This is a genomic window from Cyclobacterium sp. SOCE241, assembly GCF_056867545.1.
The window spans coordinates 4,604,820-4,630,526 of sequence record NZ_CP149779.1 but is presented as its reverse complement, the minus strand read 5'-3'; the positions used below and the strand labels follow the sequence as shown (position 1 = coordinate 4,630,526).

Below are 25,707 nucleotides of genomic sequence, written 5' to 3'. Positions count from 1 at the left end.
CGGTATCCATCACCATCAAGTAAATCCATTCGTTGTCAAGCAGGGATTTCAGGTGACTGTTTCTCTCCAAAAGCTCCCCCACTTCTGAAGCATTGCACTTAACTCAACCGGCCGTTTCTATTCAGCTAAAAAATTTTCAAGATCAATTTCCAATCCCTCTTACAGAGGTGGTTGGAAGACAACTTTATGTCACTGATTTTGGAAAGGAGATCGCAAATGCTGCAGAAAAAATTCTCCATGAGGTTTATGCCATCAATTACAAAACACTGGCCTACAACGGGCAACTTTCCGGTCGGCTAAAAATCTCTATTGTTTCCACTGGAAAATATGTCATGTCCTATTTTTTATCAGGTTTTATAAAGCAAAATGAGGGGGTCGATTTGACAATGGACGTAACGAATAAATCGAGTGTGGTGGGAAGTTTAGAATTGAATGAGGTCGATTTTGCATTGGTTTCTGTACTTCCCAAAAAATTAAAGGTCAATAAAATTGCGCTGATGGAGAACAAACTCTTCTATGTCGCAAGAAATAAAGAAAAACCTGACCAAGAAAAAACTTTTGAACAAATGCCTCTCATCTTTAGAGAACAAGGCCCCGCAACACGAAATGCCATGGAATCCTTCATAACAAAAAACAACTATTCAGCCCGTAAAAAATGGAGTTGACTTCCAATGAAGCAGTCAAACAAGCGGTCATTTCAGGATTAGGGTGTTCAATCATGCCGCTTATAGGCATAGGGAATGAATTAAGCAATAAAGACTTACAAATTATCCCTGTCAAGGGTCTACCATTAAGCACAGAGTGGAATTTAATTTGGCTTAAATCTAAGAAATTATCACCTATAGCTTTGGCCTATATTGAATTTTTGAACAAAGAAAAAGCGCTTATAATAAATGAAAAATTTTCTTGGGTAAACGGTTTTTAAGCTATTACCATAGACTTCTCTGTACAATATTGACAGATTAATTTTCTTGTTTCTGTAGATTTATTATGTAAGATTTATTACTACTATTCTGTTTTAAAGGTACGCACATTGGACCAATCACTCCAATTCAGGTTTTGATCCCGATAGCGAACCCTCCAATAATAAGTAGTATTTGGATTGAGTCGCTCCGTTTTTTCATCGGTTAAGTCATCGTCCTTTTGTCGATTTTCTTTATAATACCAGTTTTCAAATTGTTGCCAGCTCTCATAAGCTAGATTTTCAAAATCCTCTGATTTTGACACCTGCCAATGGGAAGCGGCATGAAAGGTGCCTGTAAATTCGCTATTAAATTCTCCAGCTTTCAAAACAGCACCCTTTATAGAAACGCCCTCTCCAGAAGGAGAAAGAGCTTCGGGAGCAGATGGTTTGCGCTCTTTTCTCCATACGGTAATGCTATCCCTCAGTTCATTTTCCCTATGCGCTATCGTATTACCTCTACTGATACGCTTAATGGTAAACTTAGGGTCTTTTCTGTTTCCATCTACTGATACCATTACAAAGCCGTATTCATCTTGGGTAACCGTAAATTCATCGTAGTCCCTTCCTTCAAATTCGCCCCAGTTATCTATCGCTCCCCCAGCTGAAGCAACATTGATCCAAAGGTGCTTGTGGTCCCTAGACTGTCCTCTTGAATAACCGTGCGTATGCCCAAAAAAGTGGATACTAGGTTTCCCGGTCTTGGTGGAAAACTGTTCCAATTCTGTCACAATTTTCCCTGTAAAATCCTCTTCGCCGGGAATCCATAGTTCGGATTTAAAAGGATGATGCAATTGAGCAAAAACAAAATCAATATTGTCGTCTTTCTCTGTGTCTGCAAGTAGTTCTTTTAGCCAATCAAGTTGTTCCCTTAAATCCCTGTAACCATCATTTGAATCCAAACCAATTACACGTGTGTTGCCATAATCTTTGTACCACCAGTGTTCTGCATAGGCCGGAGTACCATTCTCTGGCAAACTGAAATACTTAAAGTAATACACTGAATTCCGTTCATGATTACCCGGTACAGGATATACGGGCACTTCAGAAAATAATTTCTCTGCCGGATTAAAAAGTGATCTTTCCACTGATAAAATTTAGATCCTGTTTGCACCAAATCACCCGGAATAAGTACCATGGCCAAATTGTCCGACAAAGATCCACCAAACTCTTTTTCAAGGTAACCGATAACTCCTTCGTTCACCACTTCACTAAATTTATCAGGTTGATTGTGGTCATATTGCATATCACTCATGGCCACCATCTTAAAATCTTCACCGTCATTAGAAAAAGGAGGTGTTTTAAATTGAAAGATATCAGAGACCCCATCTCCTGTTCGAACACGGTAATAATATTCAGTAAAACGATCTAGACCGGTGATTTTAACAGTATGAACCTGAACCTTATCAAAATTGATTGCCTCAGCTGTTCCGCTAGCAGTATTGCTTAGATTAGGACTTGTCCCCCATTCCACAATACTTTCCTCTCCCTCTGAAGTTTGCCACATTACTATGGCAGAATTTGGTTCTACATCTTGTAGATAGGGCTTAATCTCAATTACCTGTGCCATCGATTGAGAGCAAAAACAAGCAAACAGTAAGGCTAAAAAAACTTTGAATTGCATTTTCATTTTATTTATAGAGGTACTTGGTTTATCAATGAATTTATATTTAATCTCCTACTATTCAAGCCAATACATATGAATGGTTGTCGATATTTTTTTACTATTTTATATTCATTTCTTTGGGAACTCCCCTGTTCAATACCCCTTCTTTTCATCCATTCATTCGTTTCGAATAACAATTGGGAGGCGATCTATTCCACAACTCCAAGGTAGAAAAATATTATTTACCTCCCAAGGAATAAAACCGAATATAAAACCAAAGCCTTTACAGAAAAATAATTTTATTTATTATGTTTGGTTTTTTATATAAAAAAATAACAAAAGATCCAATATGAAACCACCTTTAGACCCAAAGAAGCCTACGAATATCTTGATAGGCCTGTGCCTGCTCCTCTCTATTGCTTGCAGTCCTTCTAAGAAGGACCTTTTATTAGCACCTAGATCAACTTATGACATTGACAAGGACGACAACCAAGACAGCATTCGTCTCAAGGCTGCCCATGTTGTACCGACAGAAAACCAATACAATGCGCTTAAAGACGAGTATATTGGTTTTGTTCATTTTGGCCCAAATACTTTTACGGCCAAAGAATGGGGGTCCGGCATGGAGGATCCTACCGTATTTGATTTAAAAGAACTTGATACGGACCAATGGTGCGAAGCAATGAAAGCTGCTGGCATGACCAAGGTGATCTTTACTGCCAAACATCATGATGGCTTTGTATTATGGCAATCAAGGTACACCACACATGGCCTGATGTCTACAGGTTTTAGAAATGGCAAAGGGGATGTACTGAAAGACCTCGCTGCCTCTTGCGAAAAATATGGGCTTGACCTTGGTGTATACCTTTCTCCTGCAGATTTGTACCAAATCGAAAACCCTTTGGGTCTGTATGGAAATCTTAGTAAAAAAACGAAAAGAACCATCCCTGCCACTGTCAAAGGAAGGCCATTTGAAAACCAAACTACTTTCGAATTTGAGGTAGATGATTATAACGAATATTTCCTTAATCAACTTTTTGAATTACTTACCGAGTATGGTCCTATAAAAGAAGTTTGGTTTGATGGCGCCCACCCAAAAAGAAAAGGAGGACAAACCTATGATTACTCCTCCTGGAAAACCTTAATCAGAAAACTAACCCCGGAAGCTGTTATTTTTGGCAGACAAGACATTAGGTGGTGTGGCAACGAATCAGGGCAAACTCGAAGGATAGAATGGAATGTTATCCCTTATCAGGAAAACCCTAATCAGATGAATCGCTTTGAAGACATTACCGGGGAAGAAGTTGCTTTTTGGAAAATTTATACACGGCTAAATATTTGCACTATCAACCTGCAGAGACAAATACTTCCATTAGAGAAGGCTGGTTTTACCGAAATGACCACGAACAAGGAGTAAGAAGTGCTGATGACGTTTTTGACATGTACGAAAGAGCTGTTGGTGGAAACTCAATCTTCCTTCTCAACATCCCCCCTAACACTCAAGGGCTTTTTCCTGATAGGGATGTAAAAGTACTTAAAGAAGTAGGCAAGAGAATAAGGAATACTTATAGTAAAGATTTATTAATTGATGCCAAAGGACCCAAAGAGGTTTTGGACAATGATGACCAAAGCTTTATTTTACTCGACCAATCAAAATCATTTGAGGTTAGCTTGAAAGCCCCCATAAAAATGAATCGATTGGTTATCCAAGAAGCAATCAAATCTCATGGTGAAAGAGTGGCGGCCTTCACATTGGAGGCTTTACTTGAAGGGGAATGGAAAGAAATAGCACATGGATTCAATATAGGCTATAAAAACATTCTTCGATTTCCTGAAGTATACACCAATAAGCTTCGGATTACGGTAGATGAAGAAAGGTATATCCCCGCCATCAATAAAGTGGCTGCTTACTATTATGAAACCCGTCCTCCACAATTAACCATTGAAAGAAACTTAAAAGGTATGATAAGCATTGCGCCAAAAAAAGTGGATTTTGGCTGGAAAACCTATGAACAAGATATTGCCGGAAGCCTGAATAAGGACCTAAGCATCAGGTACACCTTAGATGGAAGTGAGCCCAACAGCGAATCTAATTTGTATGAAGGACCTTTTCAATTGGAACATGGAGAAGTAAAGGCTGTAGCCTTCGGCAAAAATGATCGTGGAGCAACCGCCGAAGCTCACTTTGGGGCTATTAAAGCCAACTGGAAAATTGTAAATGCAAGTTCTCCTGAAAAGAATCACGAAGCTTCAAAAGCAATTGATGGCAATAAAGAAACTTACTTCAAAGCAAAAGGAAGTGAAAATGGCGGACAACAGCTTACGGTAGACTTAGGCAAGGTCCTTACCATAACAGGTTTTACCTATTTGCCACCTTCAGCGGACAAAGAAGGAATGATTGCCTTAGGAGATATTTATTATAGCTCAGATGGATCCAACTGGCAGTTACTGGAGCGTTTTGAATTTGGAAACCTTATCAATGACCCCTCTTTGAGAAGACATGACTTTAAAATCCCTATAAAAACAAGATATATAAAACTTGAAGCCAAAAGAATTGCCGGAAGCAATACATTTGCTGCAATAGCAGAACTTGGACTATTGATAAAATAGGTGGCAAATTAATTTTGACTGCTAAATTGAAAATAGCAGCGGAAACAATTTTCTGCTGCTATTTTTTTGTCCCTATTTAATTCATCTCACCCCCACTTTTAGGTCTTACTTATTATAAAAATTTCTAAAAAAAGTCCACTTACATTCTTATGTAAGTGGACTATTAAGCTCCTCCTCTTGGGCTTTCCGATTCACTTTGATCTCGGGACAGGCGAACCAAGGGCCCTTCCCGGTCCACCGGGATCAGATGCTCTAAATTATTTATTGTATCCGTTTTGAATAATATCTAAAATTACTTTTCTAGATTTCTGACTTTTTATAAATTTTTCAGCCTTCAATGCTTCTGTTCTAGAGTTGAAGAGAATCGCTTGTTTGAGTACCCAGGGTATCCCTCTTTTAGTCCAGATGTTATTCCTTTGAGAATCGTTGTGAAATAGAAGTCTTTTGTCCATGTCCCCTGTCTGTCCAACATAGAATTTATCGATTAACTCAGAATATAAGATATAGACATAATATTGATCCATAACGAAAAAAGCCAACACATTACGTGTTGGCTTTAGCTCCTCCTCTTGGGCTCGAACCAAGGACCCTCTGATTAACAGTCAGATGCTCTAACCAACTGAGCTAAGGAGGAATTTGTTTTTCTTTTTAGGCCTTTGCCTTAATTGAGATGCAAACATAACAGGTAAGTTATTTTTTTCCAAATATGAGATGATGGTTTTTTTAATTTATTTTTCAACAAAATAAATTCTCATTCAAAATCAATCACTTAGGGAAATAAAAAAATTGTTAAATAAATTTATTCTATACCTGTCTCCCCAAAATTAATCCGGTTAGTTATTTTTGATTGGAATCGCTTTTAAATATTCAAAAATAAATTAAATTTGCCATTCCTTTGAAAGCAATCAAAAGGATTATTAACAATCTCGGGGTGTGGCGCAGCTCGGTAGCGTGCTTGCATGGGGTGCAAGAGGTCGCAGGTTCAAATCCTGTCACCCCGACGAGAAGCCAGGCTGGTTCAATCCGGTCTGGCATTTTTTATGAATTACTCTGTATACATATTGTATCCCATGCTACCGCCAACAATTCACAAATGGTCTGGATATACAGCAATAAAACGATTTGGCCTGAAAAGACGATAGACCTCCTTAGCCAAACCATTACATACCCGTTAAAACTTCTACTACTGAATAAGGCGAAATCAGAATTTGTACAACTTGCAAAATTAAAGTGAAATAAAATATTTCACCCCCTTAACTTCTATCATATACCCTTCACATTCTCAGAGATTAAAGAACTTTTTTATAATTTTTTTTATTTATTTTTACCTTTTACCATTTGATATTTACCATAACATACTTAAATTGATATAATTATTACATTTACTGGTTATAAGCACTGCCTGGCTTAGGCAATCTCTCAATCAAACACCCCATAAACCAATGGAGTGAATCAATAATAATCCGTAATAAAAGTCCAACAATATGAAATTGGTTACAGCAGACCTTTTAGACATTCACCATTACCCTTTTGGTTCGACTGATCCTAATGGTGAAAAAATAGCCAGCAGACTATTCTTACCTCCCCTATTAGAGGAATCTGCACGAAAAAAAATTTGGTCTCATTTGACAAATTACTTTATTACCCACCGAATAATGCCCAATGAATTGGCCAGAAAGGACATTATTAATTACACCCTTAAGTTTCTTTTCAGCCCTCCCTACCACAATCATGGAAGAGGGAAACTTGGCCACTTTAGCAAGGAAATAAAAGATAAACTCCCTATTGACAACCTAGCTGATTGTTATTTTATTGACAATGGAAACACAGTTGAATTGCATATTTTTGACAATATAACCTTTTCATAACGTAGATAACTCATCAAAAGCCCACTATCAGATAATGTAAAAACAATACTCCTTTTAGCAGAAGGACACTATTTTTTGCCGGACTACTCCTCAAAAACTTCTTGATTTGGCTTTTATTTAAAAACCAACTGGAAAGAAGCCCCTTCATTTGGACTACTCTCCACCCTGAGTTCACCTCCCATTTTTCGCATCAGATCATTGGCTAAGGAAAGACCCAATCCGGTACCTTTCTCCCCTCTCGTTCCCATCGAACTTTTATTGAATTTACCGGCCAACAAGGTCTTTGCCTCTTCTTTGGTCATTCCTTTCCCTTGATCTTTTATACTTAAAACTTTGTCTGCATAATGAATAATAATAACCCCTTTTGGAGGCGAAAATTTGATCGCGTTAGACATAATATTTCTGATAACGGTCTGCAGTACCGGCTTGTCAGCCAAAACCCTATCCCCTTTTTTAATTTGAGTTTTAATTTCCAATTGCTTCTCCTTTATTTGACTGGCATAAATTCCGATCACTTTCTCTGCTTTCTCTAGCAGATCCACCTCTAATAGCTCAACCTTAATCGCATTCAACTGAGTCTGAGCCCATTTCAACAAGTTATCCAATAGCTCAAAAGAACTTTTGAAGAGGCTTTCGCAACCTTCAAAAAAGTATCAAGGTTTTCTTTATCACCTTGCACCCTGTACTCACTGGCCAACTCCAACAAGGTATAAAGATTACCAATTGGACTACGCAGGTCATGCGCTATAATTGAAAATAGCTTATTTTTTGTATCAATTTCGGCTTCCAATTCCTTTTGCTTATTTTTTAAATTCTGATTGAGCATGAAATAATCCTTAGCCCCATTGTATTTATTTTCTACCAAAAAATAGGCGCTTATACAAATCGCGACTGCAATCGGCCACCATCGAAGAATATCATTTGCGGAAAAAGAACTGAGCAACTCAAAAAGAACAAAATTAATCAACAAACCATAAATAAGTAAAACCATCATATGCTTGCTCTTCCAAACAAGAAATAAGGCAGGAATGATAAAAATAGGGATATTTGAAAGTATCAACGGACCTAAAGACCTTTCACTCAAAGTCATGGACGTAATCACAGCATTACATGAAATAAGCCCAATCGAATTGCCATAGGCCAGAATAAATGGGTTTTTTAGTTTGTTAGCAGTAAACCAAGAAACATGAAGAATTAATGGTGTAATTATACTTATGAAAATATATGGAGATACAATCATTTCTGTATTGTAGTACATTAAGGTCAAGGTCCCTAATAAACAATATGAAAAAAGACCTATCAAAACAGCCTTAATCGCCCCCTCTTTAAGCAAGAGCAATTGCTTTTGTTTCCATAAGCATTCAGTAGTGGCAGTATTCAGCAGATTAGTCATAAAAAGGTAATTGAATGCACACCTATATTTTTAATATCCTCAAAAAATACCAAGACTCTTAGAATGACTGAGTAACAATTCTTCGGAAAAGCAATTCATCCCAATAAAGCCGTTCCTTAAATTAATATAATTTAAGGCAATATTAATAAAAATAGACTTTAACAACTTATTTATTTAACAAATCTAAGACCTTTTATTAAATAAAAAATAGCCTAATTTTTATCCCTATCAGTAGTATATCAAGAGTTTAGCTATTCAGCACAAAAAACTCTCAGCTTATCACCTCTCACCATAAAAATAGAAACCCCTAAAATGAAAATATTAAAATTTATCATTTTTCAATTATTCATCCAATGCTTTGGCACCTACACCACCTATTCTCAGAAGCTACATTCTGGAGAATATTACCAAGAAGTTAGCAAAAGCATCACACTTCCTCCACAAGCAGGACTAGACGTCGTTAAATTGTTTAAAAACCAAGACACCATCAAAGCCATCACCTCACATGGCATATTTTATTACCAAAGCGAAAAGTGGACAGGTAAACCTTTTGTCTCAGGAATTATCAATGCCAGCACTGATCAATCACAAACCGTTTGGATGAACAACGATAAGACGATTTGGTCTGAAAAAGGAGAAAGAATCCCAAACCCTCCACGCACTCATGGAAGCCAAGCCATTACTGCCACGCTTTGGACAGACAACAACTCCCTATTGGCAGGAACTACCAACGGCTTGTACATATGGAATGGCTCATGGGAAAAAGACCTTTCTTTCCCCGAAATAAAATCAACGCCATCACACAGGACAGTGATGGCACCGTTTGGATTGCTTCAGACGAAGGACTCTGGCAGAAAAAACAGCTGAATGGCTAGACATCGACAAAATAGGTCTAGCGCTTGGACATGATAGCCAATACCTGACTATCACCACAGGAATGAACGGAAAGGACATCTTATTTAGCTCCCCTAAAGCGATTGCTGCTTTGGCTGCAAATGGAAACCACTGGCTCAAAAGAGGTGCAGATGGGCTACCATATGGCCCTGCCACAACAATACTTGAAACAGACAGTTTGCTATGGATAGGCACTCCTAAAGGCTTGATCCGCAAGGGCAAAAACTGGAGATATTACACCAGCAAAAGATGGTTGGCAGATGACCAAATCAACGACATCCTACCCATTGAACCCGGAAAAGTATGGGTAGCAACACCCAATGGCATCTCAGAGATCGGATTAAAAGCCATGACTCTGGAACAAAAGGCAAATAGAATTGAAGACATCATCGAAAAAGACATAACCGGATAGGCATCATCAACAGGTCTAAATTAGCCATCGCGGGAGACATCAACAGTAGTTTTTAGAAAACCAAGACAATGACGGCCTATGGACATCCTGTTACCTCATTGCCGAATCATTCAGATATGGCGTCACCAAAAGCGAAGATGCAAAAGCCAAAGCAAAACGAACCTTTGAAGCCCTAGAAAGATTGGAGACAGTTACCGGAATACCAGGATATCCCGCCCGATCTTATGTAAGATCAGAAGATCTATTGGCTCCGTCAAGGTCTCCTCATCCTAAAAACTGGCATCCATCGCCGGATGGAGAATGGCAATGGCTGGACGATACCAGCTCCGATGAGATTGTCGGCCATTTATTTTCAATGGCGCTCTACCATGATCTGGTAGCTGATGAGGCGGACAAAAAGAAGGTAGTAGACTTGATCGACAGAATTGTTAGCCATATTGTAGACAATGACCTACAATTAATCGATTACGATGGAAAACCTACCAGATGGGCCATTTGGACTCCCGACTCACTAAACAGATCTTCCAATTGGTATTACGAAAAAGGTTTGAATTCATTGCAGATCCTTTCATCTTTACAAACAGCCTATCATTTCACCGGAAAGGCCAAATACAAAAAGGTTTATCAACACCTCGTAGAAAAAGAAGGCTATGCCCAAAATGCATTACAGGCCAAGATGACTGATCCCTTTGATATCAGCCATTCTGATGACATATTAAATTTCTTCCCTTATTACAACTTACTCAAATACACACCTAAAGAAGACCCCAACTACCCGCTTTACTTACAGAGCCTTCAAAGATCATGGAAAGCGGTAAAAACAGACAATATGCCTGTTTGGAATGTTTTTGCCAGCGCTTTATTAAAGGAGGACAAGGATTTAAACATCGCCTTGCGAGAAATCAAGACTTTTCCTTTGGACATGATTACCTGGTCTATCGACAACAGCCATCGCTGGGACCTAAGGGTAGATGAATTTCCCGGCAGAGGAAGAAGCCCACAAGCTTACACCGCCATCCCTTCTCCTGAAGGCAATGCCTTTAGATGGAACACCAACCCAAAACAATTAAACATTAGCGGAGGTGGAAAAACTGAAGTAAGTGGCACCTATTACCTCGTGGCTTACTGGATGGGGAGGTATAATGGGTACTGGGAGTAAAAATCTAAAAACCACCTAAAAGAAAAGCCGCTTAAAATAAATTTAAGCGGCTTTTTCATGTTTGCCTAACAGAACAAACCGTGTACCAGGAGCGGGAATCGAACCCGCACGACCGTGAGGTCACAAGATTTTAAGTCTTGCGTGTCTACCAGTTCCACCATCCCGGCAACATTAGCGACAACTAATATAGAAAAAGCAAAATCAATTCCACTATAATTGCCATCTAAATAATAAAGCCCTTCTTCAAGGGCTTTATGTGAGCGAAAGACGAGATTCGAACTCGCGACCCCGACCTTGGCAAGGTCGTGCTCTACCAGCTGAGCTACTTTCGCTTGTTACTTTCACACAGAAAAACGTTTATTTCCGCGATTGTGAATGCAAATTTACGCCTTAATTTTTAAAGTCCAATAATCCGAAAGAAATTTTTATCAACTTATTGCTACTCCCCTGACAATAAAGCTGATAAATTATTCCAGCATCTTTTTAACCTCATTTAATTTAAGCAATGCCTCCACCGGGGAAATGGTATTGATGTCCAATGCCTCCAACAACTCCTGGGCTTTTTAAATTTTGGATCCAGTTCAAACATACTCAATTGGTAATTGTTCTTTGGTATATCTTTGATGTTCTCTTTGTGCTGTTGTAGCTGCTTATCCTTCTCAAGAAACTTCATTATCTCGGCAGCTCGCAAAACAACCGGGTTAGGCATTCCGGCCATCTGGGCCACGTGAATACCAAAACTATGCTCACTGCCTCCCTTTTGAAGCTTTCGCATAAATACCACTTTATTCCCCAACTCTTTTACCGCCACATTGAAATTTTTCACTTTAGGGAAATCGTTTGCCAGCTGATTCAGTTCATGGTAATGGGTAGCAAATAATGTTTTGGCTTTGCATTTGGGGTGATTGTGTAAATATTCCACAATAGACCATGCTATGGAAATACCATCATAAGTTGAAGTACCGCGCCCAATTTCATCCATAAGCACCAGACTACGGTCAGAAAGATTATTTAAAATACTGGCTGTTTCGGTCATTTCCACCATAAAAGTTGACTCTCCTTTTGAAAGATTATCGGAGGCACCGACTCTAGTAAATACCTTATCAACTATTCCCACACGAGCAAATGAAGCCGGAACAAAACTACCCATTTGTGCCATCAACACAATCAGCGCCGTTTGCCGAAGCAAAGCGGACTTACCTGCCATATTGGGCCCGGTAATGATAATTACCTGCTGACTGGAATTATCCAGGTAGATGTCATTGGGCACATAATCCTCTCCTATCGCTAGTTGTTTTTCAATCACAGGATGCCGACCATCCTTTATTTCAATGGCATCTGAGTCGGCAATTTTTGGAGCACAATATTTGTTCTCTGAAGCCACCTCCGCAAAACTCAACAGGCAATCCAAGGTAGCGAGTACCCTTGCATTTTGCTGGATTTGTTCTACATAATCCCCTGCATCCTGCACCAAAAGTTGAAAATACTTTTGCTCCAAAGCAATCAACCTTTCCTCTGCATGCAGGATCTTTTCTTCATACTCCTTTAACTCCTCTGTAATGTACCTTTCGGCATTCACTAGGGTTTGTTTTCGTATCCATTCCGGTGGCACCTTGTCTTTATGCGTATTGCTCACCTCCAAATAATAGCCAAACACTTTATTGAAAGCTACTTTCAAGGAGGTAATCCCAGTACGTTGCACTTCTCTTTGCTGAATCTGAACGAGGTAATCCTTTCCTGAATTGGCCAATTTCCTGTATTCATCCAAATCCGAATCCACACCATTTTTTATGATCCCTCCTTGATGAGTCAGCATGGGCGCATCCTCCAAAAGCTCTTTGTCAATTTTCTCCAACAAATAAGAACAAGAATTAAGTTGGTCGGACAGTTTTTTTAAAGCGCCATTTTGCTGGGTCTTCAGCAGTTCCTTGATTGGTAACGTATAATTGAGGGCTTTTTTGAGATGGTTCATTTCCCTGGGATTGATCCTGCCAACAGCCACTTTGGAAATCAATCGCTCGAGGTCACCAACATGCTTGAGGTGGGAGAAAAGCTCTTCCCTCAACTCTGAATTTTCATAGAAAAAGTTTACTGATTTTTGCCTTTCCACAATCAATGCCTTCTCCTTAAGCGGTAATACCAACCACTTTTTCATCATTCGGCTCCCCATAGGAGTCTGAGTACGATCCAAAATCTGGATAAGCGGCACCCCTCCCTCTTGTTGAGGATATACCAACTCTAAATTTCTTATGGTAAATTTATCCAACCACACGTATTTTTCTTCTGCAATCCGAGAGATGGAAACAATATGTTTGACTTGCTTGTGTTCCGTCTCTTCCAAATAATACAGAATGGCACCTGCCGCAGTAATGCCCAGCTCCATGTTTTCCACCCCAAACCCTTTAAGGTTATTGGTCTCAAAGTGATTGGTAAGTTTTTCATAGGTATAGGCAGGCTGAAAAACCCAATCCTCGCAATGAAAAGTATGAAAATCATTTTTTAACAAAGTTCCGGCAGCTCCCTTAGCAGCTTTGGAATAGATAACCTCCGAAGGATTGAAGCTCTGTAGAAGCTTTTCTATATAAGATTGATGTCCTTCGGCACACATAAATTCCCCGGTGGAGAGATCTAAAAACGCAATCCCCAGCCGGTCTTTTCCAAATTGAATACTGGCTAAAAAATTGTTTCTTCGTTTATCAAGTACATTGTCATTGTAAGCAAGACCCGGAGTCACCAGCTCTGTAACCCCTCGCTTTACAATCCCTTTTACCTCCTTGGGATCCTCCAGTTGGTCACAAATGGCTACTCTATTCCCTGCCCTGATCAACTTAGGAAGATATGTATCCAGTGAATGATGTGGAAACCCTGCCAACTCTATATGAGAAGCAGAGCCATTGGCCCTTTTAGTCAGGACGATGTCAAGGATCTTGCTTGCCTTAACTGCGTCTTCTCCAAAGGTTTCATAAAAATCCCCTACCCTAAAAAGCAAAATAGCTCCGGGGTGCTTTGCCTTGATGGCATTGTATTGTTTCATTAAAGGGGTTTCCTTGGCTTTCGTCTTGCCCATCGTCTTTTTTCTGTTTCAGGACATGAATTTAATTAAGAATGTAAGGGAAACAAAACCTAAATCTAAACCTACCTTTCCTTTGACATTGTTTTTAATGCCATTAAATAAGTAAATTTGACGCTTGGAAGGCTTTATTTTGCCTATCAACCATTGAATCAGCGTGTTAAAAATTTTAAATTTTCTGCCATGAAAAAACTAAGCATGGATGAACTCAACCGGCTCTCTGTAGAAGATTTCAAAGAGGTCGAGAAAAATCCAATCGTCTTGATTTTGGACAATGTTCGTAGCCTAAACAATGTAGGGGCTGCATTCAGGACTTCCGATGCTTTTCTGGTGAAAAAAATTTTCCTTTGTGGCATTACAGGTAAACCTCCACATAGGGAAATTCAAAAACAGCTTTAGGCGCCACCGAATCGGTAGAATGGGAACACCATGAGAGCACTTTGGAAGTAATCAAAAGATTAAAAAAAGAAGGTTATGAAATCTGTGCTTTGGAGCAGGCTTCTCACAGCACCCCTCTCAATAAATTCGCCCCAAAATCCGGAAAACCTTATGCCTTTATTTTTGGCAATGAGGTTTTTGGCGTGGAAGAAGATGTAGTTTTAGCTGCAGATCAGGTGTTGGAAATCCCTCAATTTGGAACCAAACATTCCTTAAACATTTCTGTGAGCATTGGGATAACCCTCTGGGATATGGTCAGCAAAACGAAAGCGTTTAAATAAAACTGCCATATCGTGAGATACCTATTAATTGCGGGTATTTCACATCTAAGCGCTTTCCTATTCCTCTTTTTTGAGGTATTTGTCTATAATTTCATCCGTTTCCTGATCCTCTGCCAGCTCCAAAAGCGCTCTATTCACTTCATAAACCAAAGAACTCTCTAAAGGAAAGGCAAACCCATACCCCTGCTTGTAATACTCTGCTTTGGCCATGAATAATTCCTCATCTTCCACTTTCTTGAGATGAAACAAGAGTTGAGGACGGTCATACAAAACAGCCGCCACTTCCCCATTTTTCAACTTTGAAACAGCTTCCTCTAGGGAGGTAACTCCCAATGCATTGGCATTGTGTTCTTCAATAAACACCTCAGATGGGGAATTGGCTATAGTTGCTACATTTTTATTGGCCAGTTGCTCAATATTTGAAATTGGAGAAGTTCCTAAGGAGGCCAGGGTAAGGGTGCTGGCAATACCTGCAACCATAGAGGTGGCAAAAATGATGGAAATAATCATCCAACTTCCTGCAATAATTCTTCCGGCCAAAGTAATTGGAGCTTTGTCACCATATCCTGTAGTACTCATGGTCACGATAGCCAACCACATCCCATTGCCGATGCCATCAACCGGGTCTTCAGGAAATTGATCCTTGGAATGCTTTCTTTCTGCCAACCACAATAGGGTGCCCACTATGGCAAGAATGAATAAAAAACAAAAACAGCTATTAATAATTTTATACTGAAAAACGGTTTGATTTTGTCCCAAAAACTCATTTTAGCTGACCGGGAAACTATTGCTAAACTTGAATTGTAAAAGGGCTGAGAAAACCTGTAATTCTCCACCCTATTTGAGGTAATACTTATAGGACCTACTACCAGATCAGAAATCCCCTCATTCAAAGATTGAAGGGCTGACTCTACAGAATTATATGTTTTAAATATATAATTCCAGCCTTGCTTGTTGGCCAATTCATCCCAAATTTCGACGGCAATTCCTCCACCACCTTGACCATCTTCGAAAACAAAGGGTGCGCTTCCTGCCACAGCCACTACCAAGGTGTCCTTCTGCAGGGATATTTGTTGCCCTTGAAGTACACAAGGAAAAAAAGAATACTTATAAGAAATAAAACTATTTGTACTTGAATTCTAGGTGCCATCTCAGGAGAAATAAATGAATGGTAAAACATGAATCAAAAAGGTCACAAAGCCATAAACAGAATATAATCAACAATAAAACACTATTAAACTAATTTTATAATTATTATAGTCTGTTAATCAAAATAATCACAAAGTTGATGCCATTTTAAGTAATTTTATTACACATCTACCCAATTGGCAAAAAACTAAACCTGTTTATTTAAATATTTTTATTAATTATGACATATTATTTATTGTTTATCAATAATTATATATTACTTTTCGGGAAACTAATTATTAGAATCATGAAAACCGAACAATTTTTGAAACTAATGAATGTAGCATCCTGGATGATTTTCGTTTTTCTCTGCATGGAAGCCGGCACCTCATTCTTCACAGTTTTAACCGAGTTTCTCTACCCTAATGAAAAAGAACCTCCTTTCAGTGTAGGTTTATCCGGTTTGTATACTATTCATTCCAACCATTTTTATGTCATTGTACTCTTCGTTTTACTAGTAGCAATTCTTAAGGCATTAATATTTTGGCGAGTGATCAAACTGTTTTCTTCACTTAACCTTCATCATCCATTTAGTCCGGAAATATCAAAACTGCTGGAAAGTATCTGTTTTTTAACTTTTTGTACAGGAATAATAGCAGCTATTGGAAACTTTTACACCAAATGGTTAAATAAATTCTATAGTTTAGGGCAAGTAGGACTAGGTAATGGTACTGAACTCCTATTTATGGCAGGAGTACTATTTGTATTTTACCTTCTATTCAAACGTGGTCTAGAAATTCAAAATGATCAAGAATTAACCATTTAAAGTATGCCTGTAATTGTAAATTTAGATGTTATGATGGCTAAGAAAAAGATGTCACTAAATGAACTTTCAGCCAAAGTAGGGCTAACTTTATCCAACCTGTCTATTTTAAAAACCGGCAAGGCCAAGGCCATACGCTTCAGTACTCTTGAGGCCATTTGCAAAGCCTTGGAGTGTCAACCGGGGGATATTCTAGAATATAGGGATGAGGAAATCTAATTTTTCGCCATCAAAATGTGATATGGTTTAAAAAAAGGTGAAGCGATAAAACTTATTAAAATGAGACATGTACCTTATTGGGTGATTATTTTATTGGCCATGGCCTGCAATGGCGGGAATGATGAGGAAAAGGGAAATAGTATTCTTTCTATGAAAGTAGATACGGTGATCATAGAACCGGGAGAAGAATTGCTATATCTCCAAAGTAGGTTAAGGGTAAGTGGTCTAAGTGCAAATAAAAATACCTATATAATTTCAATAGTCAGGAAAATGCCATTGAAAAGATCAATCTCAACACTTTGGCTTTTGAGAAAAAATATGGGTTCGAAAAAGAAGGGCCTGATGGAACGGGTGACAATGTTTCTGCATTGAGTATCCTTGATAAGGGAAGGCTATTTATTAGCTCCTTTCCTAGAGATCATATTTTCGATTGGCAGGGTAATAAAATCGAAAGTTTTGATATTACAGCAATCAGTAAGGACTTAAACCACCATCAAGAGGGAGACCGGCCATACAAAACTTTATATTTAGATCAAGGATCTCGACTAGTATCCTTGATACAAAATTTTGAAAAGAAATCCAGTAAGCTGGCCATAATCAACCCGAAAAAGAAAAACATGATCAAATTGTCTATCCCAGCCATAGAAAAAGCTAAAAATTTTGATCTAACCCTCAACAGTGGAGGAATGGAGATTGCCCTGGGAAATGTTCATTACTTGGTAAACGAGGGAGGACAAATCATTTTAGGGACAGGGGTCAGCAATGAACTCTACGTGATGAAAATTGAAAGTGATTCCCTGCAATACATTACTTACCAAAGCCAATTAACTCCTGATGAAAAAACTGGTAGTTATCCGGCTATTGTGGGAGATCAGGTTGAATTGGCAAAATTACATCAGCAAATTCAGGAAGACATCAATTTCATGGCTCCTGTTTGGGATGAAAAAAGCAGGTTTATTACCGGTTTTCTTTTCATTCCCTCTTTGAAGAGACAAAAAAAATGCAGGGATTCCCCAGCCCAAGGGTGCGAAGGTCTTCCTAAGTGTTTTGGACAAGGATTTCAAACTGCTGGCTGAAACCCAGGTATCTCAATTGAACCAAACCCCGGAATACTACTTTTCCAAAGACGGAAAACTCTGGGTATTCGAAAACATTGAAGATGAAATGGGTTTTGTAAGGCTGGATATTAGTTGGTAATCAAACCATTATGGTCAAAAAGGGCCAAGCCTTAAAATATTTACTAATTATTTAGGAAATCAATAATTTATCAGCTAGCTTTTTAGTCTAAACTGATAAACCTAATGAAATTCCTCGCTTATTGCTTTGCTTATTTTTTGCCTGTTGATAGTTTTTGCCTGTGGTGGACCAAAAACAGGAGAAGACGGAGCACTCCATTCTTTAGACATTAGTATGGACACTGTAGTAATTGATCCGGGTCAGGAAATTTTATACCTCAAAAGGAGAGTTAGGGTAAATGCAATAAGTGAGGATAAGAAATACCTTTACAATGTTGATCCCCTGAAACGCAGTATTGAGCAAATCAATCTCAATAAACTAGCCCTATAAAAAAAAACACCACTTGGAAAAAGAGGGACCAAATGGCACCGAAGCTATCTGGGCAATTTCTTTAATTGGTGATGACAAGCTACACATAAACAATAGTACGAATGAACATGTTTTCAACTGGCAAGCGGAAAAGCTCGAAAGTTTCAACATCAATGAAATAGGGCAAGAATCAGACCTGCTGGAGGAAGGGTATCAGGTTCATAAAACGATAAGTATAGCCTCGGACGGTAAGCAATTTGCCTCTTTAATATCCGATCAGGAAAAAAAGGACATGTCTTTTGCAATAATAAACATTGAAGACAGAACCTTTAAGAAATTTCCAGTCCCAGCCATTGATAAAGCCAGGAATTTTGAAATATCATCCAATGAGGGTGGAATGGGTAGCATTCTAAGTGCCTCTCGATATTTAATAAAGGAGGGAGGAAAGGTATTATTGGGAACCAACGTAAGTAATGAACTCTATGTGCTGGACGAAATAAATGACTCCTCAGGCACATCACCTTCAACAGCCAACTGAACCCAAATGAAAAAAGTGGCACTTACCCTTCTGAAGTTGGAGATCAGTCTCAATTTGATAGCTACTTTCAAAAAATAGCAGAAGACATTAACTTTATGGAACCTGTTTGGGATGAAAAGAAACATGTATATTATCGTATGTCTTTTCGGTCGAAATTTGATGAAAATGCTACCGCCAGAGAAGGTCAACCATTCCTTCCCACCGGATCTGAATGTTATATAAGTGTATTGGACAAGGACCTCAATCTAATCGCAGAAGACCATTTCCAAACAATTGATACCTATCCAAATATATATTTTGCAAAAGACGGCAAACTATGGCTATTTGAAAATATTGAGGATGAAATGGGTTTTGTAAGGCTGGATATCAATTGGTGATCAATTTTTAGTTTAATTAATAATTATCATCTTTAAGTATTTCCTAATTTCTTAGGAAAACTAAAAACAATCGGCTAATTTTTACTCCCTAAACTATAGGGCAATGAAATCCAGCTTTTACTGCATCACTTTATTTATTTTTTGCGTGCAACAATCAAAAATCAACAAATGACAGTGAAGTACTACCTTCCTTAGAAATATCATTAGATACGGTCGAGATAGATCCAGGTGAAGAATTACTATTCCTTAATAGCAATTTGAGCTTAAGCGCACTAAGTGAGGATAAAAAATACCTTTATAACATCAACTCCAAGCAATATACCATTGAGCAAATCAACCTAAATACCTTAGCATTTGAAAAAAGTACCGCTTAGAAAAGGAAGGCCCGAATGAAGTTGGCCAAAGTATACATGCATTTTCACTTATTAATAAAGACAAGCTTTTTATTAGCACTTTTTATAACGACGGTGTTTTTAACTGGCAGGGAGAAAAACTAGAAAGCTTTGGTATTAAAGAAATAGGAATTAGTTTAGGGCAGTTAAAAGAAGGGGACAGGCCCTATAAAACGGTTAGTATAGCTTCAGATGGCAGTAAATTTGCTTCTCTAATTCACAATTTTGAAGATAAAAAACGTTCTTTTATTTTAATAGAACCTGCCAATAATACAATAAAAGAACTCCCAATTCCAGCCATTGAGAAAGCCAATAAATTTGATGTTGCATTGGTAGAAGAGAGGACAGTTGCCATTGTTGGTCCTCAACGTTATCTAAACATTGAGCAAGGAAAAGCGATACTAGGAACCGAGGCAAGTAGTGAACTCTATGTGTTAGACAAAAACGCAGACTCGCTAAGACATATAACTTTTAATAGCCGGCTTATTCCCAATGAAAAGTCAGGCACATATCCGCCAGAAGTTTCAAGTAAGAATCAGTTTTTAACCTATGCTCTGAAAATACGGGAAGACATCAGTTACAAGGCACCTGTTTGGGATGATAAAAAACAGGTCTACTATCGGTTTTCTTATCAATATATTTTTGATGAAAACGCCCTACCAAAAGAGAATCAACTTTTCCCACGACCTATCGGAGCAACAGTTTATCTAAGCGTCTTGGATAAGGATTTTAATTTGGTGGCAGAAGGTGCTGTTCCTCAATTGGATCGAACCCCGTCCTTCCATTTTGCCAAAGACGGCAAACTTTGGCTGTTTGAAAACATTGAAGATGAAATGGGCTTTGTGAGACTGGATATCAATTGGTAATTAATTGTATGAAATTAGAGGCATAGGGAATTTAAATACTTCAGATTTTCAAGAAATTCCTTAAAAACTTAGGATAAAAACTAACTATCAACTAACTTTTACCCTTTAACTCTAAGCCAATGAAATCCAGCTATTACTGCCTATTTTTTGCCTTTATTTTCGCATGCAAAGGAACAAACGAAAAAACAGATCAAGACCTTCTAGGTTTTGAAATTACAACCGACACTGTTATTGTAGACCCGGGTCAGGAAATACTATTCCTCACTTGGAAATTGGGGTTAAGTACGCTGAGCGAGGACAAAAAGTACCTTTATAATTTCAACAACCAAGATTTTGCCATAGAACAAATAAATTTAAACAGCCTTAAATTAAAAAAATATCCTTTCGAAAAAGAAGGCCCCAATGGAGTTGGAGAGTATTTAATGGATTTTTCGCTCATTGACAATGATCAATTATTTTTTAGAACTTTTACCGGTGAGGGTGTTTTCAACTGGCAGGGCAATAAGCTCGAAAGCTTTAATTTGGCTAATTTGGGAAAAGAAAAAGGGCTTTTGGAAGAGACTGACAGAGCCTATAAAATATTGAGCTATTCACCGGAAGGGAAAAAGTTTGTTTCATTAATTACAAATTACCAATCCAAAACCAATACACTGGCGATAATAGACCGAGAAAAACAAACTTTTGTAAAGCATGCGATTCCGGCTGTTGATAAAGCAAGTAATTTTGAGGTCTTTTTAAATGATGGCAAATCTGCTTTTGGTTTAGGTTCCTATCGTTTTTTAATAAATGAAGGAAGTAATATTATTCTAGGGACCAATGTAAGCAATGAACTTTATGTCGTAAATCAAAAAAGTGATTCTTTACAACTTTTGTCCTACAAAAGCGATTTAACGCCTATTCAAAAAACAGGCTCCTACCCTGCCGAAACTTCCGATATGGATGAATTTAAAAGTTATTGGCAAAAAATTCAAGAAGATATAAATTTCAGGGAACCCTATTGGGATGAAAAGAAGCAGGTTTATTATCGGATTTCATATCATACAAAATTTGATGAAAATGCAAAAATTCCGGAGGGAGGTATGTTTCCTTCCCCAAATGGTGTTGAGGCTTATTTAACCATATTGGACAAAGACCTCAATCTTATTAAGGAAGGGAGTTTCCCCAATTGAATCGGGTGCCGGAATTCCATTTTGCCAAAGACGGCAAACTTTGGCTGTTTGAAAATATTGAAGATGAAATGGGCTTTGTAAGGTTTAATATATCTTGGTAAACTGAAACCTGACCTTTGGGGTTTCCAAAACCCCGAAGGTCTTTTCCGTAAACAAAGTCAAAAAAACCTTCGCGGTCTCAAAGACCACAAAGGTTAAGTTCCCTGACCTTTGGGGTTTCCAAAACCCCGAAGGTCTATGGATATGTTTTCTAGAAAAATTTGCATTTTTATTCAACCAACCTAATACAAGTTATGACCGATAAATTTGAAGTAGGGGGAATGTATCATATCTATACCAGAACAATTGGAAATGAAATACTATTTCGCAACGATGACAATTATGCATATTTCATAAAAAAATATTTTTATTATCTTGATGACAAATTGGATACTTTGGCCTTCTGTCTTCTTCCCAACCATTTCCATCTTTTGGTAAACATAAAAGATAATTCGACCAATGAAGTGATTGTTAAAGGATTTTCAGATTTCTTAAACTCCTATTCTAAAAGTTATAACAAAGTATTTGGTAGTAATGGCGCGTTGTTTCAACGGAAATTTAAACGCAAGAAAATTGATACGGAGGAATATTTAACCAGGATAGTTATTTACATTCATCTTAATCCGGTAAAACACGGATTAGCCAAAGGTCCGTCAGAGTGGAAATTTTCTTCATATAAAAGCTATTTATCCAAAAGCCAATCCAAATTAAATAGAGAACTAGTTATAAAGTGGTTTGGTGGGTTAGATGGGTTTAATACCACTCACAACTCAAATACTGATCTTTTTCTACCTGAAGAATTTACTTTAGAAAAATATTGACCTTGGGGTTTCCCAAACCCCGAAGGTCTTTTCCGTAAACAAAGTCAAAAAACCTTCGCGGTCTCAAAGACCACAAAGGTTAAGTTCCCCTGACCTTTGGAGTTTCCAAAACCACGAAGGTCTTTTTCCTAAACAAAGTCATAAAAATCCTTTGCGGTCTCAAAGACCACAAAGGTTAAGTTCTCCAGACCTTTGGGGTTTCCAAAACCCCGAAGGTCTTTTGCGTAACCGAAGTCATTAAAAACCTTCGCGATCTCAAAAACCACAAAGGTTAAGTTCTCCTGACCTTTGGAATTTCCAAAACCCCGAAGGTCTTTTTCCTAAACAAAGTCATTAAAATCCTTTACGGCCTCAAAGACCACAAAGGTTAAGTTCTCCTGACCTTTGGGGTTTCCAAACCCCGAAGGTCTTTTCCGTAAACAAAGTCATAAAAATCCTTTGCGGTCTCAAAGACCACAAAGGTTAAGTTCTCCTGACCTTTGGGGTTTCCAAAACCCCGAAGGTCTTTTCCGTAAACAAAGTCAAAAAACCTTCGCGGTCTCAAAGACCACAAAGGTTAAGTTCCCCTGACCTTTGGAGTTTCCCAAGCCCCGAAGGTCTTTTGCGTAAACAAAGTCATAAAAAACCTTCGCGGTCTCAAAGACCACAAAGGTTAAGTTCCCCTGACCTTTGGAGTTTCCAAAACCACGAAGGTCTTTTTCCTAAACAAAGTCATAAAAATCCTTTGCGGTCTCAAAGACCACAAAGGTTAGGTTCCCCTGGAATTGTTTTTATTCCCGGCTCGATGCTATCAATCTAATTCTTTTATTTCTTAAAGATATTCAATAACTTTAAGGTTAACTATTGACAAAAATTACCCGTTTAAATGAGTCAAAAGCAAATGACATTTGGCGAAATATTTGTCATATAAAATTATCAATTTTCAATAAATGACCCGAGTCTTACCCAAAATCATATATAGGTTATCCTTTTCCTCCCTATTACTCCTCCCCCTATTGGTGGGCTGTGGATGGGAAAAGCCGGAAGCCATCCAACAGGCCTACAAAGATCTGCCGGAAGCCATAGATTTTAATTACCATGTCAAACCCATTCTCTCAGACAAGTGCTTTGCCTGCCATGGGCCTGATGCAGCCAACCAAGAAGCTGATTTAAGACTTGACCTGGAGGAGTTTGCCTATGCAGCACTAAAAAGTAATTCAGGGCATTATGCCATTGTACCGGGTAAACCGGGCAAAAGTGAGGTAGTAAACCGTATACTGACAGAGGATAAGGAGTTGATGATGCCTCCACCTGAATCTAACCTAAGCCTGAGTACATCCGAGATAGCCACCTTAACCAAATGGATAGAACAGGGAGCCAAATACAAACCCCACTGGTCATTTATCCCTCCGAAAATGCCAAAGATTCCTGAGATTGAGGATAAAAGCTGGGCTAAAAATGAAATTGATCATTTTGTAGCGGCCAAATTAAAAACTCACAAGCAAAGTCCTTCAACAAAAGCGAGCAAAGAAACCCTTATTCGAAGGGTGAGTTTTGATCTGACTGGCCTTCCCCATCCTTGGAAGAAATAGAAGCATTTGTGGCCAATGATGCCCCGGATGCTTATGAAAGATTAGTGAGCAGGCTGCTTGCCTCCTCAGCCTATGGGGAACGCATGGCTGCAGACTGGATGGATGTAGCTCGATACGCTGATTCAGATGGTTACTTGGATGACAAGCACAGGGATTTTAGTCCTTACCGGGACTGGGTGATTCGCGCTTTTAATAAAAACATGTCCTATGAGCAATTTATCACTTGGCAATTGGCCGGTGATCTTGTTGAAAACCCCACACAAGAAAGCATTTTGGCAACAGCTTTTAACCGACTGCATAAAAAGAATTCTGAAGCCGGTATCGTTTTCGAAGAATACAGGGCAGAATATGTGGCAGACAGAACCTCCACCGTAGGCAAAGCCGTAATGGGCCTCAGCATGGAATGTGCCAGATGTCATGACCACAAATATGATCCAATCAGCCAAAAGGATTTTTACCAGCTTTCTGCTTTTTTAACAGCACCAATGAGCTGGGAACAGCCGTATATGGGCCGGGGCAAGTTCCCGGGCCAGCCCTTTTGCTAACGAATGAAGAACAAGACAAGCTACTGGAATATATTGACAGCCAAATTAAATCCAAAAAGGAACACCTGGAGGATTTGAGAAAGGCAAACCCTGAAGTGCCGGAAAGTCTAAATGCCAAATCAATTCTCACTAAGGTCCGGACAGACCTTTCAACAAAGATTAGTGCTGCTTACAATTTTGACAAAATAATACCGGGAGACAAAAAAACCAGCTTCACAAGTCCAGGAAATTCAGCGCAAGCGGGATCAGTTATGATTAAAGAACCGGTGATCAAAGAAGGCGTTAAAGGTAAAGGCATTTTTATCAATGATTTCACCACCCTGAGCTTACCGGAAAAAGTAGGTTGGTTTGACCAGACGGACCCATTTTCAGTAAGCCTGTCCGTATTTCCGGATACACTTTACAATGAAGCGGTATTGTTTACCCACTGTGAAGATATTCGCTTGGGATTAAAAGGATATTCCTTATTTCTAGAGGAAAACAAGCTCAATTTTATCATTGCATATAGCTGGCCGAACAATGCCATACAAGTAAAAACGGTTGACCCAATCCCGGTTAAAGAATGGACCAATTTAAGCATAACCTACGATGGTTTGGGTAAAGCTGATGGCATTGGCATCTACCTCAATGGAGAAAAGGTTCCTGTAACCGTATCTGCGGACAATATCTACAAATCCATTTTATTTAAACCCGACATTCATACCTACGGTTTCAGAGGCTTTGTCCTTGGGGTTCGGGACAAAATGAAGACCTTTTTGAATGGTGGGCTGGATGAATTAAAAATATACAATCAGGAATTGAGTGCATTGGAAGTACTTTTGAAGCCAATCCGCAAAAGGCCACTGCTTTACTTTCCAAAAGTGAAGATCCGGAGGCAAGGCAAATCATCGCGGATTACCTTTTCAATGCTTCCAATACGCAAGCCAAACAGCTAAAAAATTCCTTAAATAATTTAAGGAAAGAAAGGGCAAAAACCACTACC

General features: G+C 38.6%; 25 protein-coding genes, 4 tRNA genes and 5 pseudogenes. 22 read left to right on the top strand and 12 right to left on the bottom strand.

The genetic code is table 11. The annotated features are described in order from the left end of the window. Positions 1–92 precede the first annotated feature (92 nt). On the top strand, positions 93–665 hold the full coding sequence (locus WG932_RS23475; RefSeq protein ID WP_483085586.1) for a LysR substrate-binding domain-containing protein: 573 nt from the start codon (positions 93–95) through the stop codon (positions 663–665). Continuing rightward, the gene (locus tag WG932_RS23470) at positions 656–925 is read left to right on the top strand and encodes a LysR substrate-binding domain-containing protein (protein ID WP_483085585.1); all 270 of its coding nucleotides are present in this window, start codon (positions 656–658) and stop codon (positions 923–925) included. The genes WG932_RS23475 and WG932_RS23470 overlap by 10 nt, the downstream gene beginning before the upstream one ends. Before the next feature lie 83 nt (positions 926–1,008). Here the strand turns inward: WG932_RS23470 and WG932_RS23465 are convergent, their stop codons facing one another. Together WG932_RS23465 and WG932_RS23460 are read right to left on the bottom strand one after the other, a co-directional pair. Beyond that, positions 1,009–2,004 carry a metallophosphoesterase gene (locus tag WG932_RS23465; RefSeq protein ID WP_483088713.1) on the bottom strand — a complete coding sequence of 332 codons (996 nt, stop codon included), beginning with the start codon at positions 2,002–2,004 and terminating at the stop codon, positions 1,009–1,011. A gap of 314 nt (positions 2,005–2,318) precedes the next feature. After that, positions 2,319–2,468: pseudogene (locus WG932_RS23460) on the bottom strand (hypothetical protein); the annotation flags it as partial. A 448-nt stretch (positions 2,469–2,916) separates the two neighbouring features. Here WG932_RS23460 and WG932_RS23455 point away from each other — a divergent pair. After that, positions 2,917–3,984 carry an alpha-L-fucosidase gene (locus tag WG932_RS23455; protein ID WP_483085584.1) on the top strand — a complete coding sequence of 356 codons (1,068 nt, stop codon included), beginning with the start codon at positions 2,917–2,919 and terminating at the stop codon, positions 3,982–3,984. Then, complete coding sequence (locus WG932_RS23450) at positions 3,906–5,177, top strand: discoidin domain-containing protein (protein WP_483085583.1); 1,272 nt, start codon at positions 3,906–3,908, stop codon at positions 5,175–5,177. The genes WG932_RS23455 and WG932_RS23450 overlap by 79 nt, the downstream gene beginning before the upstream one ends. Before the next feature lie 257 nt (positions 5,178–5,434). On the opposite strand, the gene WG932_RS23445 is transcribed toward WG932_RS23450, so the two are convergent. Next, positions 5,435–5,761: a GIY-YIG nuclease family protein gene (locus tag WG932_RS23445; RefSeq protein ID WP_483085582.1), complete on the bottom strand. Its 327-nt coding sequence runs from the start codon at positions 5,759–5,761 to the stop codon at positions 5,435–5,437. Next, a tRNA-Asn gene (locus WG932_RS23440) sits at positions 5,738–5,811 on the bottom strand. Before WG932_RS23440 ends, WG932_RS23445 begins: the two co-directional genes overlap by 24 nt. A 293-nt stretch (positions 5,812–6,104) precedes the next feature. Between WG932_RS23440 and WG932_RS23435 the strand changes: the two genes are divergently transcribed. Further along, positions 6,105–6,178 (top strand) — tRNA-Pro (locus WG932_RS23435). A gap of 483 nt (positions 6,179–6,661) precedes the next feature. Continuing rightward, positions 6,662–7,045, top strand: a complete 384-nt coding sequence (locus tag WG932_RS23430) for a hypothetical protein (RefSeq protein ID WP_014020220.1) — start codon at positions 6,662–6,664, stop codon at positions 7,043–7,045. Positions 7,046–7,158: 113 nt separating this feature from the next. Here WG932_RS23430 and WG932_RS23425 read toward each other — a convergent pair whose 3' ends face one another. Together WG932_RS23425 and WG932_RS23420 are read right to left on the bottom strand one after the other, a co-directional pair. Further along, on the bottom strand, positions 7,159–7,650 hold the full coding sequence (locus WG932_RS23425; RefSeq protein WP_483085581.1) for a sensor histidine kinase: 492 nt from the start codon (positions 7,648–7,650) through the stop codon (positions 7,159–7,161). After that, entirely contained in the window at positions 7,635–8,438 is an 804-nt protein-coding gene (locus tag WG932_RS23420) for a sensor histidine kinase family protein (RefSeq protein WP_483085580.1), read from the bottom strand. Before WG932_RS23420 ends, WG932_RS23425 begins: the two co-directional genes overlap by 16 nt. 743 nt (positions 8,439–9,181) lie before the next feature. On the opposite strand from WG932_RS23420, the gene WG932_RS23415 reads away from it, so the two are divergent. The 3 genes from WG932_RS23415 (at position 9,182) to WG932_RS23405 (ending at position 10,903) form a co-directional block, all read left to right on the top strand. Continuing rightward, positions 9,182–9,313 carry a two-component regulator propeller domain-containing protein gene (locus WG932_RS23415; RefSeq protein WP_483088712.1) on the top strand — a complete coding sequence of 44 codons (132 nt, stop codon included), beginning with the start codon at positions 9,182–9,184 and terminating at the stop codon, positions 9,311–9,313. Next, positions 9,262–9,744, top strand: coding sequence for a hypothetical protein (locus WG932_RS23410; protein ID WP_483085579.1), 483 nt, complete (start codon positions 9,262–9,264; stop codon positions 9,742–9,744). The genes WG932_RS23415 and WG932_RS23410 overlap by 52 nt, the downstream gene beginning before the upstream one ends. A gap of 181 nt (positions 9,745–9,925) precedes the next feature. Further along, positions 9,926–10,903 (top strand): hypothetical protein, encoded by a 978-nt coding sequence (locus tag WG932_RS23405; protein ID WP_483085578.1) that lies wholly within the window; start codon positions 9,926–9,928, stop codon positions 10,901–10,903. Positions 10,904–10,986: 83 nt separating this feature from the next. On the opposite strand, the gene WG932_RS23400 is transcribed toward WG932_RS23405, so the two are convergent. The 3 genes and pseudogenes from WG932_RS23400 to mutS form a co-directional block, all read right to left on the bottom strand. Beyond that, positions 10,987–11,070 (bottom strand) — tRNA-Leu (locus WG932_RS23400). A 92-nt stretch (positions 11,071–11,162) separates the two neighbouring features. Beyond that, positions 11,163–11,235: transfer RNA gene (locus WG932_RS23395), tRNA-Gly, on the bottom strand. A gap of 135 nt (positions 11,236–11,370) precedes the next feature. Further along, a pseudogene (gene mutS, locus WG932_RS23390) lies at positions 11,371–13,970 on the bottom strand (DNA mismatch repair protein MutS). Positions 13,971–14,156: 186 nt separating this feature from the next. Here mutS and WG932_RS23385 point away from each other — a divergent pair. After that, a pseudogene (locus WG932_RS23385) lies at positions 14,157–14,692 on the top strand (RNA methyltransferase). A 57-nt stretch (positions 14,693–14,749) separates the two neighbouring features. Here WG932_RS23385 and WG932_RS23380 read toward each other — a convergent pair. After that, entirely contained in the window at positions 14,750–15,364 is a 615-nt protein-coding gene (locus WG932_RS23380) for an ion channel (RefSeq protein WP_483085577.1), read from the bottom strand. Between the two features lie 11 nt (positions 15,365–15,375). Further along, complete coding sequence (locus tag WG932_RS23375; RefSeq protein ID WP_483088711.1) at positions 15,376–15,735, bottom strand: transporter substrate-binding domain-containing protein; 360 nt, start codon at positions 15,733–15,735, stop codon at positions 15,376–15,378. Positions 15,736–16,154: 419 nt separating this feature from the next. Between WG932_RS23375 and WG932_RS23370 the strand changes: the two genes are divergently transcribed. The 10 genes and pseudogenes from WG932_RS23370 (at position 16,155) to WG932_RS23325 (ending at position 22,609) form a co-directional block, all read left to right on the top strand. Beyond that, positions 16,155–16,646: a DUF2975 domain-containing protein gene (locus WG932_RS23370; RefSeq protein ID WP_483085576.1), complete on the top strand. Its 492-nt coding sequence runs from the start codon at positions 16,155–16,157 to the stop codon at positions 16,644–16,646. A 3-nt stretch (positions 16,647–16,649) separates the two neighbouring features. Continuing rightward, positions 16,650–16,862, top strand: coding sequence for a helix-turn-helix domain-containing protein (locus tag WG932_RS23365; protein WP_014020213.1), 213 nt, complete (start codon positions 16,650–16,652; stop codon positions 16,860–16,862). Positions 16,863–16,922: 60 nt separating this feature from the next. After that, on the top strand, positions 16,923–17,234 hold the full coding sequence (locus WG932_RS23360) for a hypothetical protein (protein ID WP_483085575.1): 312 nt from the start codon (positions 16,923–16,925) through the stop codon (positions 17,232–17,234). Continuing rightward, positions 17,162–17,938 (top strand): DUF4221 family protein, encoded by a 777-nt coding sequence (locus WG932_RS23355; RefSeq protein ID WP_483085574.1) that lies wholly within the window; start codon positions 17,162–17,164, stop codon positions 17,936–17,938. The genes WG932_RS23360 and WG932_RS23355 overlap by 73 nt, the downstream gene beginning before the upstream one ends. Before the next feature lie 265 nt (positions 17,939–18,203). Next, positions 18,204–18,428 (top strand): hypothetical protein, encoded by a 225-nt coding sequence (locus tag WG932_RS23350; protein WP_483085573.1) that lies wholly within the window; start codon positions 18,204–18,206, stop codon positions 18,426–18,428. A 13-nt stretch (positions 18,429–18,441) separates the two neighbouring features. Beyond that, positions 18,442–18,945 carry a DUF4221 family protein gene (locus WG932_RS23345; RefSeq protein WP_483085572.1) on the top strand — a complete coding sequence of 168 codons (504 nt, stop codon included), beginning with the start codon at positions 18,442–18,444 and terminating at the stop codon, positions 18,943–18,945. Continuing rightward, complete coding sequence (locus WG932_RS23340) at positions 18,924–19,322, top strand: DUF4221 family protein (protein WP_483088710.1); 399 nt, start codon at positions 18,924–18,926, stop codon at positions 19,320–19,322. The genes WG932_RS23345 and WG932_RS23340 overlap by 22 nt, the downstream gene beginning before the upstream one ends. Positions 19,323–19,579: 257 nt before the next feature. Continuing rightward, a pseudogene (locus tag WG932_RS23335) lies at positions 19,580–20,580 on the top strand (DUF4221 family protein). Between the two features lie 119 nt (positions 20,581–20,699). Further along, positions 20,700–21,749 carry a DUF4221 family protein gene (locus WG932_RS23330; protein WP_483085571.1) on the top strand — a complete coding sequence of 350 codons (1,050 nt, stop codon included), beginning with the start codon at positions 20,700–20,702 and terminating at the stop codon, positions 21,747–21,749. Positions 21,750–22,042: 293 nt separating this feature from the next. Beyond that, on the top strand, positions 22,043–22,609 hold the full coding sequence (locus WG932_RS23325; protein WP_483085570.1) for a transposase: 567 nt from the start codon (positions 22,043–22,045) through the stop codon (positions 22,607–22,609). A gap of 367 nt (positions 22,610–22,976) precedes the next feature. Here the strand turns inward: WG932_RS23325 and WG932_RS23320 are convergent, their stop codons facing one another. Next, positions 22,977–23,153 carry a hypothetical protein gene (locus WG932_RS23320; RefSeq protein ID WP_483085569.1) on the bottom strand — a complete coding sequence of 59 codons (177 nt, stop codon included), beginning with the start codon at positions 23,151–23,153 and terminating at the stop codon, positions 22,977–22,979. Between the two features lie 385 nt (positions 23,154–23,538). On the opposite strand from WG932_RS23320, the pseudogene WG932_RS23315 reads away from it, so the two are divergent. Together WG932_RS23315 and WG932_RS23310 are read left to right on the top strand one after the other, a co-directional pair. Next, a pseudogene (locus tag WG932_RS23315) lies at positions 23,539–24,725 on the top strand (DUF1549 domain-containing protein). Further along, positions 24,719–25,660 carry a LamG-like jellyroll fold domain-containing protein gene (locus WG932_RS23310; RefSeq protein ID WP_483085568.1) on the top strand — a complete coding sequence of 314 codons (942 nt, stop codon included), beginning with the start codon at positions 24,719–24,721 and terminating at the stop codon, positions 25,658–25,660. The pseudogene WG932_RS23315 and the gene WG932_RS23310 overlap by 7 nt, the downstream one beginning before the upstream one ends. The last annotated feature ends 47 nt before the right edge of the window (positions 25,661–25,707 follow it).

Coding starts and splice junctions, on each gene's coding strand:
- WG932_RS23330 (WP_483085571.1), top strand. CDS start 20,700: ATGAAATCCAGCTATTACTGCCTATTTTTTGCCTTTATTTTCGCATGC.
- WG932_RS23325 (WP_483085570.1), top strand. CDS start 22,043: ATGACCGATAAATTTGAAGTAGGGGGAATGTATCATATCTATACCAGA.
- WG932_RS23430 (WP_014020220.1), top strand. CDS start 6,662: ATGAAATTGGTTACAGCAGACCTTTTAGACATTCACCATTACCCTTTT.
- WG932_RS23420 (WP_483085580.1), bottom strand. CDS start 8,438: ATGACTAATCTGCTGAATACTGCCACTACTGAATGCTTATGGAAACAA.
- WG932_RS23360 (WP_483085575.1), top strand. CDS start 16,923: ATGAGACATGTACCTTATTGGGTGATTATTTTATTGGCCATGGCCTGC.
- WG932_RS23365 (WP_014020213.1), top strand. CDS start 16,650: ATGCCTGTAATTGTAAATTTAGATGTTATGATGGCTAAGAAAAAGATG.
- WG932_RS23455 (WP_483085584.1), top strand. CDS start 2,917: ATGAAACCACCTTTAGACCCAAAGAAGCCTACGAATATCTTGATAGGC.
- WG932_RS23415 (WP_483088712.1), top strand. CDS start 9,182: ATGGAATGGCTCATGGGAAAAAGACCTTTCTTTCCCCGAAATAAAATC.
- WG932_RS23370 (WP_483085576.1), top strand. CDS start 16,155: ATGAATGTAGCATCCTGGATGATTTTCGTTTTTCTCTGCATGGAAGCC.
- WG932_RS23470 (WP_483085585.1), top strand. CDS start 656: ATGGAGTTGACTTCCAATGAAGCAGTCAAACAAGCGGTCATTTCAGGA.